We start from the raw sequence: 16,463 nt of genomic DNA on the forward strand, positions 1-16,463 counted from the left end.
ACTTGAAAACAAAGACACTAAAAATAGCAATCTATTCTGGTAAGATACCTAGCACTACATTTATTGAGCGTTTAATTGTTGGGCTTTCGGAGCAGAAACACTGTATATATTTATACGGCTTATTAAATTTTAAACCTAATTATCCTAATTTAGTATCTATTAGAGGTTATAACTCTAAGTTTTCAAAATTATACACTCTAGTAAAGTATACTTTTTTATTAACTGTTTTTAAAAAAGGTGATAAGAAAAAATTAGATGCTATATTAAAATCGCAGTCTAGATATAAATTATACAATAGAGTTAAATATTATCCTGTTCTTTGGGATAAACCAGATATTTTTCACCTACAATGGGCAAAAGGAATAAATGAATGGATTTGGGTAAGGGAGTTTGGTATTAAGTTTATAGTTAGTTTAAGAGGAGCTCATATTAACTATTCTCCTCTGGCCAATAACAAACTAGCCGAAACTTACAAATTATTATTTCCTAAAGTAGATCATTTTCATGCAGTTTCTAAAGCTATTGCCGAAGAAGCAGAAAAATATGGAGCAAATGCTAAAAAAATAGATGTTATTTATAGTGGATTAGACGTCGTAAGTTCTACATCTAAACATTCAGAAACTTCGTATAGTAATATAAAATTAATATCTGTAGGACGTTCTCATTGGAAAAAAGGCTACCAATATGCTTTAGATGCCTGTAAGCTTTTAAAAGATGAAGGTCTTCATTTTACCTATACCATTGTAGGTGTGCTTAAAGATGTAGAACTTTTATATCAAATTGAAGATTTAGGACTGCAAAGCAATGTTAATCTCATAGGTCCTATTGATTACAGTGAAGTTGAGGACTATATAAGCAAAGCAGATGTTTTAATTTTACCGAGTGTAGAAGAAGGTATTGCTAATGTTGTTTTAGAGGCTATGGCAAGTGATACACTTGTTATTACTACAGACTGTGGAGGTATGCCTGAAGTAATAGCAGATAATCAAAATGGATTTATAGTTCCAGTACGAAACCCAGAAGCTATTGCTTTAGCAGTTAAGCAAATCATTAAATTAAGTAATACAGACCTTGAGATCATAAAAAAAGCGGCCAAAAGAACAATAGTTTCGCAGCATAGCAAGCAAACTATGATTAATGGAATGGTAGATATGTACAATAGTACACTAATTAAGTTGTGATTTTTTAAAGATGACAAAAGCGAGTAATAACAAAATAACCATTGGTATTGTACTATCCTCAATACCTAAATACTCCGAAACGTTTTTTAGAAATAAAATTAAAGGTTTACAAGAATCTGGTTTTAATGTTATCTTGTTTGTAGAATATGCAAATAATTCAGATTTAGATTATAAGTGTAAAGTTGTTGTTGCTCCTTTAGTAAAAAAGAGTAGAGTTTCTTCAATTTTTACAAGCTCTATGATTTTTATAAAAGGATTAGTTTTAAGACCCAAAAAATGCTTAAAATTATTCCTCTTAAATAAAAAAGACAATCTGTCTACTCTTCAGAATGTTAAGAATATTATCCTCAACCAATTTATATTAAAAGAAGATTTAGATTGGTTGCATTTTGGTTATGGAATGTTGGCCATAAACCGAGAGAATATTGCAGCTGCAATGAATGCAAAAATGGCTTTAAGTTTTAGAGGAGCAGATTTGTACTTAACACCTCTAAAACATTCTGGATGTTATGATAGATTATGGAAAAAGGCTATTAAGTACCACGTGCTTTCAGAAGAAATGCAACAAACACTAATTGAAAACTATAAAATTAATGATGCCGAAATAAAGGTAATAACACCAGCAATAAATACAGAACAATTTAGATGTGAAGCAAGCTCAAATAGAGATAACAAAACGCTTAAAATGGTTACCGTTGCTCGCTTACATTGGAAAAAAGGCTTAGAGTATACTCTTGAAGCACTAGCATTATTAAAACAACAAGATATTAAGTTTCATTACACAATTATTGGAGAAGGTGATGATTATGAACGTCTTATTTTTGCTGCACATCAGTTAAAAATAAATGATAATGTTGAATTTACAGGTAAGTTAAACCAAGGTAAAGTTAAAAACCACTTACAAAATGCTGATATATATTTACAATATAGTATACAAGAAGGCTTTTGTAATGCTCTTTTAGAAGCACAAGCCATGCGATTGTTATGCATAGCATCAGATGCAGAAGGGCTTCAAGAGAACATAATAAATGAACAAACAGGTTGGATTGTTCCTAAACGAAACCCTAAACAATTTTCCAGTAAAATCATAGAAGTCAACAACTTATCTACATCTAAAAAAGAAATAATAAAGCAAAAAGCAATGCTTAGAGTGAAACAAAATTTTAATTTAGAAATGCAAAAGAAACGCTTTGTTAACTTTTACTCACACTAAAATGTTTGATAAACTTTCAGCTTTTTAGTATTCAATAGGTTTTCTAAAGTGTAATATTTATTATTGTATAAAATATCATTGATGACTACATATGAGTTTTTTCGTTGGATTACATTTTCTATAATGCCAACGCATTTGGTTACAGTTCGTAATGATATAAAACAATTGCTAAAATCATCAAATACTAACAATAGACTTTCGCTTTTAGATGTTGGTGGACGTAAATCTCCTTACACTATAAATTTACCAGTAAACGTTACCTTATTAGATGTACCACAAGAAACTGGTGACAAAGAAGCATTGCATCTTGGTTTTACAGATACTATTTTGTCAACGATAAAAAAAAAGCGTAGTAATATATCTGAAATTATAATACAAGACATGACAGCATCTACTTTAAAAGACGAAACTTTTGATGCAGTCGCGTGTATCGAAGTTATTGAACATGTAGAGCAAGATGATGTTTTTGTAAAAAATATATCTAAAGTTATTAAACCAAACGGTTGGGCTTATTTTACAACACCCAATGGTGACTATATTAAAAATGAAGGTCCAAATAAAAATCCAGATCATGTTAGGCACTACACCAAAATGGAGCTTACTACATTGCTAGAAAAATATTTTGATACCGTTGAGGTGCATTATGCTGTAAGTACAGGAAAGCATAGAGTGCAAGGTTTAAAAAGCTACAGCATAAGTAATCCGTTTGAAACACTAAAATCAATAATATCTAACATTATTAACAGATTTCAGTCTAAAAGGGTAAATAATATATCTCAAGAAACAGCACATTTAATTGCGGTAGTATACAAGTAAATTTAATTAAATATGCAGGATATATCAAGTAAGTTTAGGTTTTTTAAATTAAGAAAAAAAATATGGCGAAGTAAGCCATATAGACTCTATTTGAAAATTTATGATATATTCTTAAAAGGAGTTTTAAAGCTGAATAAAAAGCAAACTACAATTATTTTTATTAATGGAATGAGACGATCTGGGAATCATTACCTCATGAAAACTTTAATGGACTCTTCGTCAGCTTCTGTTATTTTTTATAATAATCAAAACTATTATAGCAGTTTAGATATTAGAAAGGGATTACAAACTAAGTTTAGATTTACTTACAAGATTTTACTCTTAATTGGTTATGAAGATTTAAGTATTAATGACTTCTATAAAACATGTGATTATTTCAAGCAAGGTTATCTCAAAGAATTAAAAACTTTAAAATTAATTGTAGTTAGAGATTTACGAAATATAATGGCTAGCAGATTAAATCATGCTCATTTAGCAAAACTTTTAAGAAAAGATAGAAAAGTTTTAGAGCATACTAGATTATTATGGAGAAACCATCATGAAGATTATGGTGATTCAAAATCGAATATAATTAGATATAGTAATTTGGTTAAAGACCTAAATCAGTTAGATCTTAGTTTGTTTTTTATTCCTAATTTAAAAGAATCTAAAAAGGTGCTAAATAGATATGGAGGAGGAAGCAGTTTTAATAATAAGCATTTTAATTCTAGATATCTAGAATTTGAAAATGATAAAACATTCTTAGAATTAATAGACGGTTTAAAAAAACATGATGAGTTTGTACATGGAAAATGGTAATTACCTAATAAGGTTTTTAATTTAATAAAAATACAATATCAATAATTTTAACTAAATCATTATGTTTAATAATGTAATTATAATAATAAAAAAAAGCATAAATTATTTTATAAAAAGCAGACAAGAAAAAAGGCATTCTTTAGTTGGTGCTGGAAATTTGTGGAAGATGAAGCAACAGTTTCAGATAGATTTTTTGATAAAACAAGGATTAAATAAATCAGATATATTATTGGATATAGGTTGTGGAACCCTAAGAGGAGGATTGCCAATGATATCTTTTTTAGATGTAAGTAATTATTATGGATTAGAGGTAAGAAAACATGTTCTTGAAGAAGGAAAAAAAGAATTAAAGAAACAGAAATTAGATTATAAGATGCCCAATTTGATTTCATTTATTCGTTTTGATGAGATAAAGTTAGACGTTAAATATGATATGATTTTTGCATTTTCAGTGTTAATTCATTTCAACGATCAAATAGCTAATCAGTGTTTTAACTTTGTTAGTAAATACCTGAAATCTGATGGAGTTTTTTTTGCTAATGTGAATATTGGAGATCACCCTGACGGATACTGGGAAGGTTTTCCAGTAGTTTTTAGAAAAATTAGCTTTTATGAAACCTTAGCTAATAAAAATGGAATTGAATTAGAACAGTTAGGAAGCCTAAAATCTTTAGGGCACAATTCTGGAATCCCTGGGTCTGATCAGCAAATTATGTTGAAAATGATAAAGATTTAATTTTGGATTAAGTGATGTTGCTTATTTAATAAAAAACTCATATGCTAATACTAATATTTAAAAAATCACTTAAGAATTGAGAATACTCATTCTATATACATATAATAAAGGGTTACTTTCTAACTTTTTTCAGGAATTATCTTCTAAATTGAATAAAGATGGTTTGGAGGTCCACAATTATTACCTAAAGCATAGAAAGGAAGCTTTTGTTCAGGATGGTGTGCAAATCTATGGTGATAAAAGAGGTGGGTATTTTTTCAATTATGTTAATATTTTTAAAATAATATTAAGGGTAAAACCAGATATAGTAATCTCAAATTTCAGTTATGTTAACCCAGCACTTCTATTTGGTAAATTATTAAGAGTAAAATCTAATATTGTTTGGTTTCATACAGTTTATGGTCATAATAAACCCAATAAGTTAAAAATTTGGATTAAGAAACAGTTTTTGAAATTGGCTGATAAGATCATCACAAATTCTTTGATATTACAAGGTGAAGTTCATACCATTTATAAAGTACAAAAGCACAAGATATTTAGTATTCCTTTTTGGACTAATATTCAAAATTATTCAAAAAGTACTATCTCTGCTACATTAATAAATAATAAATCAGTTTTTACTATTGGATGTCCAGGACGACTACTTGCAGATAAAAATCATGAAATAGTAATACGAGCTGTTCACAAATTAAAAGCCAAAGGACATACCGTTAAATTATTTATTGCTGGATGGGGAGATTACAAAAAAAAATTAGAGCAAATAGTTAAAGAGCTCAACCTACATGTTGAGGTTGAATTTTTAGGACTCTTAAATGTTCATGAAATGGTAGTTTTTTATAAAAAAATGGATGTTTTGGTTTTACCAAGCTTGAATGAGGCCTTTGGTTTAGTTTTTATTGAAGCAATTGCACTTGGTAGTCCAGTAATTGTCTCTTCAAAATTTGGTTCATTAAGTTTTATTGATCAAAAGAAGTATAATATAGTCGATTTTACTTTTAATCCAGATTCTGAAGAAGAATTGATTTTAAAGTTATTAGAGTATATTAATAAAAGAGGTTTAAACTCAATATTTTTTAAACAACTTTATGCAGAAACTTTTGATAAAGAAAAGATATATAAATCTATTAAAGATATAATTATAGGTAATGATTAAATTAAGACTTATTTTATAGCTATAATTGTATTAGAATCGAAGTTGTTAATTGTAATAAATAATGCCATTTTTTTTTCTAAGATATTTACAACCAACACATTATTTCCAACGCTTTACTAATGATGGCAAGTCTATTTTTCCAATCATTGATGCTTTACCTAATTCTGTAAAAGAGAAGCTAGAGATTGATAATAATTACAAGTCACAGCATGCTGTAGACTATGACTTATCTTGGCAAGCCATTAATAAAGGATATATAGGAGACGTTTTAACTTATGAAAAGTTTAATCCTATTCCTATTGAAGATAACTACCGATTTATAAGAAGAAATTTTCATAGTGCTTGGGTATTTTATGTTTTAATTTTAAGATTATGTTCTTTCAAAAATCCTATCAAAGAAATAAGAGCATGGTTTATATCTCGAAATACAAAGCGATTAAATTTCTCAAAAACTTCTTTTTTTGATTCAGAATATTATAGTTTTAATTCTAAACTAATTGAAGACTCTCCTAAAGTAAGTGTAATCATTCCAACACTCAACAGGTATATTTATTTAAAGGATGTTTTAAAAGATTTAGAGCAACAAGATTATAAAAATTTTGAGGTTATAGTTGTTGATCAATCAGAGCCATTTAATGAAGATTTTTATAAAGCTTTTAATTTAGATTTTAATATCATTAAACAACAAGAAAAAGCTTTATGGTTGGCTAGAAATACTGCGATTAAAATTGCAAATGGTGATTTAATTGCTTTATCAGAAGATGATGTTAGAGTTCAATCTAGTTGGTTAAGACATCATTTAAAATGCCTAGATTTTTTTAATGCACAAGTCTCAGCTGGCGTGTTTTATCCTCAAGGAAAGGCCATTCCAAAAGAGCGATCTTTCTTTGCTTTAGCATCACAGTTCGCAACAGGAAATGCCATGTTGTATAAAGATGTATTTAGTAAAATAGGATTGTTTGATAGACAATTTGAAAAGCAACGTATGGGAGATGGTGAGTTTGGAATGCGAGTTTACTTAAATGATATCAAAAGTGTTTCAAATCCTTTAGCATCTTGTATTGATGTAAAAGCAAATACTGGAGGTTTACGAGAAATGGGAAGTTGGGACGCCTTTAGACCCTCTAATTTTTTTGCGCCAAGACCAATTCCTAGTGTACTCTATTTTTTTAGACGCTATTTTGGAAAAAAAGCTTCAATCTTAGCAATGCTAAGAACTGTACCAATTTCCGTATTTCCTTATCAGTTTAAAAAAAATAAACCCTTGCTAGTTTTTGGTTCGTTTATTACGCTATTATTATTTCCAATTATATTTTGCCAAGTAATGATCTCATGGCAGAGAGCAACAAAAAAAATAAACAAAGGGACTATAATTGAAATTTTAGATTGAACCATCTTAACAAACATATCGTTATTGTTTCATCAGAGTTTCCTCCTCAGCCAGGAGGCATAGGGAATCATGCTTTCAACTTGGCGTTATACCTTACCAAGGCACACTATGAGGTTTCAGTTATTACAGACCAACGTTCCATTAGCGGAGCAGATGAACATAATTTTGATAGAGCACAACCCTTTTCAGTTTATAGAGTTAAAAGATATAGCTTTAGGATTATAATGTATCTAAGGCGAATAATTAAAACCTATAAGAGTTTAAAAAAAGCAGATTATGTTATAGCTACAGGTAAATTTTCACTTTGGAATGTTGCTTTCTTAAGTCTTTTTCGTAAAGTAAAATCCATTGCTGTTATTCATGGTACAGAGGTTAATTTTAAACCAACTCTGTTAAGAAAATCTATAGACTTTGCATTAAAACGTATGGATCATATAATTGCTGTATCTCATTACACAAAGACTCTCATTTCTCATCTGAATCTTGAGGTTTCAGTAATTCCTAACGGAATTAATTTAGAATCATGGACTAAAAATGAATTGACTGAGATAGAATTAAAAGGGCATCCAACCTTAACCACAGTAGGTAGAGTAAGTTCTAGGAAAGGTCAATTAAACGTTATTAAACAGTTACCAGAATTAATTAATAAATTTCCAAATATTCATTATCACTGTGTTGGAATTCCTACCGAGGCCCATAACTTTTTTAATATTGCGAAGCAACATAAGGTTGAAACGCACATCACTTTTCATGGCAATGTTGATCAAAAACATTTACAACACATTTTAAAAGCTACTGATATTTTTGTGATGCTAAGCTCTGAGAGTAAAACAGGTGATGTAGAAGGATTTGGAATAGCTATATTAGAGGCTAATGCTCTAGGAATACCAGCTATTGGTTCAAAAGGTTGTGGCATTGAAGATGCAATTGATGATAAAACGTCTGGTGTTTTAATAGAGTCAAATAATCCTAAAGCATTAATTAACGCTATAGAATTAATTAATAACAATACATTGAGATTTAAAAAGGAAGCTAGAAATTGGGCAAAATCACATGATTGGTCTCATATTATATTACCATATACTGAATTGCTGAATTAAAAAAATGAAAACTCTAACTATAATTTCTCATACAGAGCATTATAAAAAATCCAATGGAAATATTGTAGGATTAGGCTCTACAGTTACAGAAATTAATAAATTACTAGCAGTTTTTGAAGAGATTATTCATGTAGCAATGTTGCATAATGATGAAGCACCATCAAGCAGTTTACCTTATATTTCAGATAAAATAACGTTTGTTCCTATTCCTGCTTTAGGAGGACATACGATTGGAAGTAAATGGTCTATTATTTGGAAAATGCCTTCAGTGTTAAAAACAGTTAGCTCAGCTATTTCTAAATCTGATTATTTTCAATTTAGAGCACCAACAGGAATAGGTGTTTTTGTAATTCCATATTTAGTATTGTTTTCATCAAAAAAAGGATGGTTTAAATACGCAGGAAACTGGAAACAGAATAATGCACCATTGGCTTATCGATTTCAGAAATGGATGTTGAAAAAACAAAAACGAAAAGTAACTATAAATGGGTTTTGGGATGATCAACCAAAGCACTGTTTGTCTTTTGAAAACCCTTGTCTCACTGATGAAGAGTTTATTGAAGGAGCCAAAGTTATAGAATCAAGAACAATGTTTGCTCATAATATTGAAATTTGTTTTGTTGGCAGGCTTGAGGCTCAAAAAGGTTTAGATTTACTTATTGATGCTCTTAATGATTTAAATGAAATGTATTGTAATAAAATATCAAAAATTCATGTAGTTGGCAATGGTAATATAACTTACTATAAAAGCATAGTAAAACATAATCCTTTGGATTTTATTTTTCATGGAACGCTATCAAGAGCTGAAGTGCATGATATCTATAAACGCTCCCATATCATTGTTTTGCCTTCACAATCTGAGGGATTTCCTAAAGTAATTACAGAAGCATTAAATTATGGATGTCTTCCAATAGTAACTAAATTTCATGCTATAACAGATTATATTGAGCATAATAGAAACGGGTTTTTAATAGAAGAGCTGAGTATTACATGTTTAAGAGCGTTAATTGAAGTTTTCATTAGTGTGTCAGAAAACAATTACCTTTCTATGATTAATTATTCTAAATCTTTTTTGCAAAAATTCACCTATGGTTATTTCAATAATAAATTGAAAAATAGGATTATAATTTAAAATAAAAAGATAAATTTAGCCTTTGTAAAGACTTGTCTAAGATGCTGTTGAAAAAAATAGTATGGTTATTTAAACGCCATCCCTTTTTATACTTAATCCGATTTAAATTATTATCTAAAAATACAGATCCTAAAAGTATTGAAACATTAGACTATAACATAACTAATGGTGTTAAGGACATTCCTAAACTTTTTGTTGATATTAATGATAAAATCTTTTGTGAAGGGAAGCCAAAATCTGAACTTGAACAGGCAAAGACAATAAGCACTTGGCTTTATCAAAATATCAAAGGAGGTCCTGGTCTAAGTGAACCCTCAGAAAAAGCATTAGAAATTATGCTTTCAGGGCAAGGTGGTGTTTGTAGTGATATGGCTCAAATATTTAATAATTTTTGTGTTATAAATAACATACGAGTTAGAGAATGGGGAACGACAAGAATTCCTTTTGATAAACTTTACGGTGGACATTCTTTTAATGAAATTTATTGTAATACATTAAAAAAATGGGTATTAATAGACGTGTCTTATTGTGCCCTTTTTCAATTTAATAATAGTATACCGATATCTGTAGACGAATTGTATAGTAAAAAAGAGAAAGTTAAAATTAGGCATAATTTTTTCTCTGAAGTTGATGCAAAATTAGAGCAAAGTGTTGTTAAAAACTATTATCACTTGGATAATGTATCTTTTCTAGTACATAATTATTCGAATAAAATATATGATACTTATTTGAATAGATTTAAACCTTTCTTACCAGTTTTTTTTATTCATTTCTTAGTCTATATACAAAGAAAAAGTTACAGATATTTGTTCCCATATAATGATTTCTCAAAATTATTTTCTTAATAATTATCAATCGCTTGAAAACTAATATCACTTATATATCTGCAATTGCCTTACATGTAGCAATTGGTGTATTAATCTACCTAAATGAAAACCTAGCGAAGCTGTATTTTTTGATAGTGATATTTATCTTTATTTATAGGATAGTTATATCTACTAATAAATTTAGGGTGTTTGAAGTACTTAAAGCTTGTGCCTACATTGTTGGTGCTGAGGTTTTTCTTAGAACAACAAAAGGGTCTATTTCTTATGAGGCCGGAAAATATGTGGTGATATTTTTTGTGCTTATGGGCATTTTATATAAAGGTATATCTGGAAAAGGTTATCCATATTTTATGTATATCATGTTTTTGATACCATCCATATTTGTGGCTTCAACCACATTGAGTTTTGATGCTAATTTTAGAACTAATATTGCTTTTGTTCTCAGTGGGCCAATATGTTTAGGCTTTGCTGCATTATTTTGCTACGATACAAAGGTGACATTTAATCAAATGTCAACAATATTGTTATATATGTTATTACCTATAATAATGCATACCACTTATATCTACTTTTATACTCCCGATCTTAAAGAGGTTTTATCTAGTACTGCCTCAAACAGAGCAGCAGCAGGTGGATGGGGAGCTAATCAAGTTTCTGCAGTTCTGGGTTTAGGCATGTTTATTGCAGCGATAAGACTATTTACAAAATCATCAACGACACCCTTAAAATTTTTAAATACTTTAGTTCTTTGTTTAATATCCTTTAGAGCGATAACAACATTAAGTAGAGGCGGTGTATTAACAGCTGTAGCCACTATAATCGTTTTTTTGTTTTTTTATTATGCAAAAGTGTCTTTTAAAAGGAAAAATCAAGTCATAGGATTATTTTTAATATTATGTGTCAGCCTTGCCACTACGTGGTTCGTAAGCGTAAATCAAACAGATGGTATTACTAATTTAAGATATGCAAATAAAGATCATTTAGGACGAGATAAAGAAAATTTAACCACAGGACGATTGGAGTTGTTTACAGAAGAGTTAAGTGGATTTATAGATAACCCTTTTTTTGGTATAGGATCAAGTAGAGCAAAGGATCAGAGGAAGGAGATTGTGGGGCAAGGTACAACTTCGCATAGTGAATTTAGCCGAACTTTAGCCGAACATGGAATATTTGGTGTATTTATATTACTAATATTAGTATTTAAACCTTTAGATATTAGAGCAAAAAACAAAAATAATTATTACTTTTTTGCTTTTTTAACGTTTTGGTTTCTTACTATTAATCATATGTCTATGCGAATTGCTATGCCTGCTTTTATTTATGCTCTAGCATTACTCAAAATTACTCATGAAAAACGTCCTTTACATAGGAAACAAATTAAACAAGCTTAACTCTAATAGTTCCTATAATGAAACCCTAGGTTTTTTATTAGAAAATGAAGGCTATAACTTGAGTTATGCATCTTCAAAATCTAATAAATTAATTAGATTAATAGATATGCTCATTAGTGTTTTTAAGAATAGGGAAATGGTTGATTTTATTCTTATTGATACTTACAGTACTCTCAATTTTTATTATGCTTTTTTTGTAAGCCAGTTAAGTAGAGTTTTTAAACTATCTTGCATCCCAATACTACATGGAGGAAATCTACCTAAAAGATTAAAAAATAATCCTTTGCTATGTAAGCTAATATTTAATAATTCCTATGTAAATATATCACCTTCTATTTATCTATTTGAAACTTTTAAGGCCAATGGTTATCAAAATGTATTATTTATTCCTAACACCATAGAAATTGAAAATTACAGATTCCTTGAGCGAAATGATCAGAATATTAAACTACTCTGGGTACGTTCTTTCTCTAAAATATATAACCCTAAAATGGCTATTCATGTATTAGATAAGTTGATTACTGGAGGTTACGAGGTTAGCTTATGTATGGTTGGTCCTGATAGTGATGGTAGTTTAGAAGAAGTAAAAGCATTAGCAGCCCAAAAAAAACTAAATGTGAAATTTACTGGGAAGTTAACCAAGCAAGAATGGATCACACTTTCTAAAGACTATACTATTTTTTTAAATACTACAAATTTTGATAATATGCCTGTAAGTGTTATCGAGGCTATGGCTTTAGGCTTACCTATAGTGTCCACTAATGTTGGTGGAATACCTTATTTAATAGAAAATGACATAGAAGGTATGTTAGTGGAACAGAACAATCCTGATGCAATGTCAGAGGCTATCATTACCTTATTTAAAGATCCAACCCTTTATAAGACATTAGCCTATAATGCTAGAGCTAAAGTGGAACAGTTTGACTGGCAGATTATTAAACACAAGTGGTTTGAGGTTTTAAACTAGGATTTTAATAGATAGTTAGTATATTTAACCACTAACCAAAATTCTATGACATCAAAGAAAGGAATTCATTTCGAAGTTTCTGAACGTAAACTATTACTTAGATTAATGGATATACTCATGGTCTTTTTAGGTATTTATGTTTTAGACTTATGCTTTGATTTTGAATATATTCAGTTTACTACTGAATTTGTTATCCCTTTATTCGTTTTGGCTTTTTATCTTATCGCTTTTGGTACGGTTTTCGAAATTTATGATCTACAGCAAGCTAGTAAATTAGATGTCACATTTAAAAATATTGTACTTACAACTTCATTAACAGTACTTTTTTACCTTTTAACACCTTTCTACACACCTTTTCTACCAGAAAATAGACTCCAAATAGTATATTTTTATCTGGTTTTAATACTAGCTATATTTCTTTGGAGATTAGCTTATTTAACATTTATACAATCGCCTCGTTTTTTTAAACGTGTATTATTAATAGGTGAAGTATCTAATATAGATCAGATTGTAAAGACATTGAATGTTTCTGATCCAAACTATAAAGTCATAGGATTTATAAATTCTGAGGAAGAATATGAAGATCCCATAAAATTTAGAGGCTTAAAGGAGTTTAATAAAAAAGATCTCATTAATGTTATTAGGCAAGAAAAAATTTCTGAAGTACTGATAAGTAGTTTAAACCCAGAAACAATTACCTCTGATGTATATCATAACCTTATTGCATTATTAGAAACAGGCTTTAGCATAAGAGAATTTACTCAAGTATATGAAGAAATTACGTATAGAGTTCCTATACAATTTGTAGGTAAAGATTTTTATAAATATTTCCCATTTAGTAGAAGCAATCAAAACAAACTCTATTTAGTATCTCATCGATTTTTTGATATAGTATTTTCATGTATAGGCTTATTATTTGGCCTTTTGCTTTTACCAATAATTATTATTGGTAATGCATTAGGTAATAGAGGTCCTCTTTTTTATACCCAAGAACGTGTTGGAAGACATGGTAAATTATTCAGCATATTAAAATTGAGAAGCATGATAAAAAATGCAGAATCTGATGGTATGCAATGGGCTTCTAAAAATGATAGCAGAGTAACTGTTTTTGGTAAATTTTTAAGACGTTCTCGATTAGATGAAATCCCTCAGTTTATAAATATCATAAAAGGCGATATGAGTATTATTGGTCCACGTCCAGAACGACATTTTTTTGTAAAAGAATTATCTAAAAGTATTCCTTTTTATGAAACAAGACATATTATTAAACCAGGTTTAACAGGTTGGGCTCAAGTAAAATCTAGATATGGTGGTTCAGTAGATGAGAGTCTTATAAAATTGCAATATGATTTATACTACATTAAGCATCGTAGTATCTTCTTAGATCTTAATATTATTGTTAAAACAATGAGTACTGTATTGTACTATAGAGGTCAATAATTAGTGATGATTTAAGCTTTTAGATAGTAGATTAGGTATATATATCTAATGCAAAGTGCTAAAAGTATAGGTATTAAGGCTAAAGCATAAACTTGCACACCTAATAACCAATGTAACGATAGCAAGCAAAGCATAATCACTAAAAACTTTATAAACCCTAAAACCCATTTTTTAATGTTCTTTTTAAGTAATACCCAAACTAAGATTAAATTAAATGGAAAAGCCCAAAGTAAATTGTAATTATTAGCTGTAGCCGAATGATCTGTTGCAAACCAAAGCAGAAGAACTGATATGCCAATAGCTCCAGTAATTAAAAAAATTAAGGCATCTAACCATTTAGAACGCTTTTTTAATTTATAATCTCTAATAGTAAGGATTATGATAATCCAAGCTATGATGTTTAAAATAAACATAGGACTTGATAAAAAAGATTGTTTTGTAGGTCTCACATTTTCTTCATATAATACTTTTGTAGAGCTCACTAAGGCTTCACCAGATGCCAATGTTGCATTTGCAAAAAATGTATGAATATACTTAGGTAAAAACATATATTCATTGGGTTTGGCTTCAATATCTATAACAGAGCCTAGAGCTATATCTATGCCCAAACTACCCCAAGAATTTTTATCTACATGGTCGTAAATAAGCTGTCTAAATGTTTTATGCTCTAAATCCTTTGGAGCATTAAATTCCACTAAGTTATTAGTAGCATTATTAACAACATCTCGTATTTTGGTAGCACAATTATCATAAAAGAAATCGTATAAATAGCGTCTGTTTTCAGGTAAATGGTTTACTCTAAGAATATCAAATAATTGTTGACGTTGTTCTTTAGTTAAGTTTAGTTTTTGTTGGTTTATAGTTCTATCCTGATTCTTATAATTGGCATAGAATTTATCAAAAGGATCTAAACCTATAAGGTAATTTAATTTCCCTTGTGCAAATTTGAGATAGAAATTTGGAGTCTGAAAATCATAAACACCATAATTGTAAACAATATCTAACCTAAACATTGGATCTTTAACTCTAAATGCAGAGTGTCCAAAAGCATCGTTTAATATATCTCCTGGACCAATAGTTAAAACACTAATTTCAGCAAATTCAGATAATTGTAATTGTTGAGCTAAATTACTCTTGTAAATAAAAAAACTGAGAAGTAAGAATAGTAGTTTTTGTTTCATAGCCAAGCTTAGACTATCTAAAGATACTTAAATCTAACTTTAACGAAAATACATTAGAGTAAAGTGCTGCGCTCTGGTCTCCAATATCTGTGAATGCGTAATCTATATAAATGCCTTTGTATTTAAATCCAACACCAAAAGTAGGTTGAAATGTAAGATCTTCAGAGTTGTCAATTTGTAATTCATTCTGAAAGTTACCAACACCAGTTCTCAAATACACTAAGTCAATATATCCAAACTCAAAACCAAGTGCTGGATTTATACTAGCAAATGAGGTAGAAAAGATATCATTATTTTCTTCGAACCTTACATTTAAGTTAAAAGCGCCTTCTAAAGTATAGTCATAATGAAACGTCCATTTTTTAGACATTCCTATTTGAAGTTTTGGTATAGTAATTTCAGTGGTCTCAGGTAATTCTTGATTTTGTCCATCTATAGCACCACTAATTTGAGCAAATTTATCTTCATTAATAGTCCAAGCATTATAGGTCGTAGTAATGTCTCTTGCCATTAAACCAAACTTCCAATCGTTTTTCCCTTGATACTGTATGCCAAAGTCTAAACCAAATCCCCAAGAATTAGCAAAATCTCCTATAATACGACGTATCACTTTTGCATTAACACCATAACTTAAACCATCTACTAGCAATACTTTTCTAGAATAAGAAAATATTAAACCATAGTCAGCAGTTGAGAAAGTATTAATCCTATCAAAATTAATATTGCCTTGATCATCAATAAGCTGAGTTGTATCTAAAATATCATCAACACCAAATCTAATTAATGAAACACCAATAGAGCTTTGTTTATCTAAAGGCATGCCAAAGGCTGCATAATTGTAATTGGCAATATTAGCAAAGTAACTAGAGTGCATTAAGGCTATTTGGTTACTTTCTAAGTTTACCAAACCAGCAGGATTCCAATACCCAGAATTAACATCACCAGATTGAGATACTACAGCATTACTCATACCAAGAGCAGCAGCATCTACACCAATATTCATAAATTCATTAGAATACTTTCTGGTGGTTTGAGCTGTACTTAATAGGCTAACTAAAGTTAGGCATACGAGTACGTAATTTTTCAAAAGCAAAATTTTTTACAAAGATGCACAATATTTTTCTTTCTATTAAACTAT

General features: G+C 29.4%; 15 protein-coding genes. 13 read left to right on the forward strand and 2 right to left on the reverse strand.

All coding sequences use genetic code 11. The features are described from left to right. Positions 1–2: 2 nt before the first annotated feature. The 13 genes from RM697_RS01770 (at position 3) to RM697_RS01830 (ending at position 14,144) form a co-directional block, all read left to right on the forward strand. A complete protein-coding gene (locus RM697_RS01770) occupies positions 3–1,181 on the forward strand; it encodes a glycosyltransferase family 4 protein (protein WP_311426124.1) in 1,179 nt (392 codons plus the stop codon). A 10-nt stretch (positions 1,182–1,191) separates the two neighbouring features. After that, positions 1,192–2,394, forward strand: a complete 1,203-nt coding sequence (locus RM697_RS01775; RefSeq protein ID WP_311426125.1) for a glycosyltransferase family 4 protein — start codon at positions 1,192–1,194, stop codon at positions 2,392–2,394. An 81-nt stretch (positions 2,395–2,475) separates the two neighbouring features. Then, a complete protein-coding gene (locus RM697_RS01780; RefSeq protein ID WP_311426126.1) occupies positions 2,476–3,210 on the forward strand; it encodes a methyltransferase domain-containing protein in 735 nt (244 codons plus the stop codon). A 12-nt stretch (positions 3,211–3,222) separates the two neighbouring features. After that, the gene (locus RM697_RS01785; protein WP_311426127.1) at positions 3,223–4,008 is read left to right on the forward strand and encodes a hypothetical protein; all 786 of its coding nucleotides are present in this window, start codon (positions 3,223–3,225) and stop codon (positions 4,006–4,008) included. A 61-nt stretch (positions 4,009–4,069) separates the two neighbouring features. After that, the gene (locus tag RM697_RS01790) at positions 4,070–4,744 is read left to right on the forward strand and encodes a class I SAM-dependent methyltransferase (protein WP_311426128.1); all 675 of its coding nucleotides are present in this window, start codon (positions 4,070–4,072) and stop codon (positions 4,742–4,744) included. Between the two features lie 76 nt (positions 4,745–4,820). Continuing rightward, positions 4,821–5,897, forward strand: coding sequence for a glycosyltransferase family 4 protein (locus RM697_RS01795; protein ID WP_311426129.1), 1,077 nt, complete (start codon positions 4,821–4,823; stop codon positions 5,895–5,897). Between the two features lie 61 nt (positions 5,898–5,958). Then, on the forward strand, positions 5,959–7,287 hold the full coding sequence (locus RM697_RS01800) for a glycosyltransferase family 2 protein (RefSeq protein WP_311426130.1): 1,329 nt from the start codon (positions 5,959–5,961) through the stop codon (positions 7,285–7,287). Next, complete coding sequence (locus tag RM697_RS01805) at positions 7,284–8,387, forward strand: glycosyltransferase family 4 protein (protein ID WP_311426131.1); 1,104 nt, start codon at positions 7,284–7,286, stop codon at positions 8,385–8,387. The genes RM697_RS01800 and RM697_RS01805 overlap by 4 nt, the downstream gene beginning before the upstream one ends. A gap of 4 nt (positions 8,388–8,391) precedes the next feature. Then, positions 8,392–9,519, forward strand: a complete 1,128-nt coding sequence (locus RM697_RS01810) for a glycosyltransferase (RefSeq protein ID WP_311426132.1) — start codon at positions 8,392–8,394, stop codon at positions 9,517–9,519. A gap of 41 nt (positions 9,520–9,560) precedes the next feature. After that, a complete protein-coding gene (locus RM697_RS01815) occupies positions 9,561–10,364 on the forward strand; it encodes a transglutaminase domain-containing protein (protein ID WP_311426133.1) in 804 nt (267 codons plus the stop codon). A 167-nt stretch (positions 10,365–10,531) separates the two neighbouring features. Continuing rightward, the gene (locus RM697_RS01820) at positions 10,532–11,737 is read left to right on the forward strand and encodes an O-antigen ligase family protein (protein WP_311426134.1); all 1,206 of its coding nucleotides are present in this window, start codon (positions 10,532–10,534) and stop codon (positions 11,735–11,737) included. After that, the gene (locus tag RM697_RS01825) at positions 11,694–12,704 is read left to right on the forward strand and encodes a glycosyltransferase family 4 protein (RefSeq protein WP_311426135.1); all 1,011 of its coding nucleotides are present in this window, start codon (positions 11,694–11,696) and stop codon (positions 12,702–12,704) included. Before RM697_RS01820 ends, RM697_RS01825 begins: the two co-directional genes overlap by 44 nt. A 45-nt stretch (positions 12,705–12,749) precedes the next feature. After that, positions 12,750–14,144: an exopolysaccharide biosynthesis polyprenyl glycosylphosphotransferase gene (locus tag RM697_RS01830; protein ID WP_311426136.1), complete on the forward strand. Its 1,395-nt coding sequence runs from the start codon at positions 12,750–12,752 to the stop codon at positions 14,142–14,144. Between the two features lie 11 nt (positions 14,145–14,155). Here RM697_RS01830 and RM697_RS01835 read toward each other — a convergent pair whose 3' ends face one another. Together RM697_RS01835 and RM697_RS01840 are read right to left on the reverse strand one after the other, a co-directional pair. After that, the gene (locus RM697_RS01835) at positions 14,156–15,325 is read right to left on the reverse strand and encodes a lipoprotein N-acyltransferase Lnb domain-containing protein (RefSeq protein WP_311426137.1); all 1,170 of its coding nucleotides are present in this window, start codon (positions 15,323–15,325) and stop codon (positions 14,156–14,158) included. Between the two features lie 13 nt (positions 15,326–15,338). Then, positions 15,339–16,412: a putative type IX sorting system protein PorV2 gene (locus RM697_RS01840; RefSeq protein WP_311426138.1), complete on the reverse strand. Its 1,074-nt coding sequence runs from the start codon at positions 16,410–16,412 to the stop codon at positions 15,339–15,341. Positions 16,413–16,463 lie beyond the last annotated feature (51 nt).

Origin of the sequence: Microcosmobacter mediterraneus, from assembly GCF_031846265.1 — a bacterium.
GTDB lineage: Bacteria > Bacteroidota > Bacteroidia > Flavobacteriales > Flavobacteriaceae > Microcosmobacter > Microcosmobacter mediterraneus.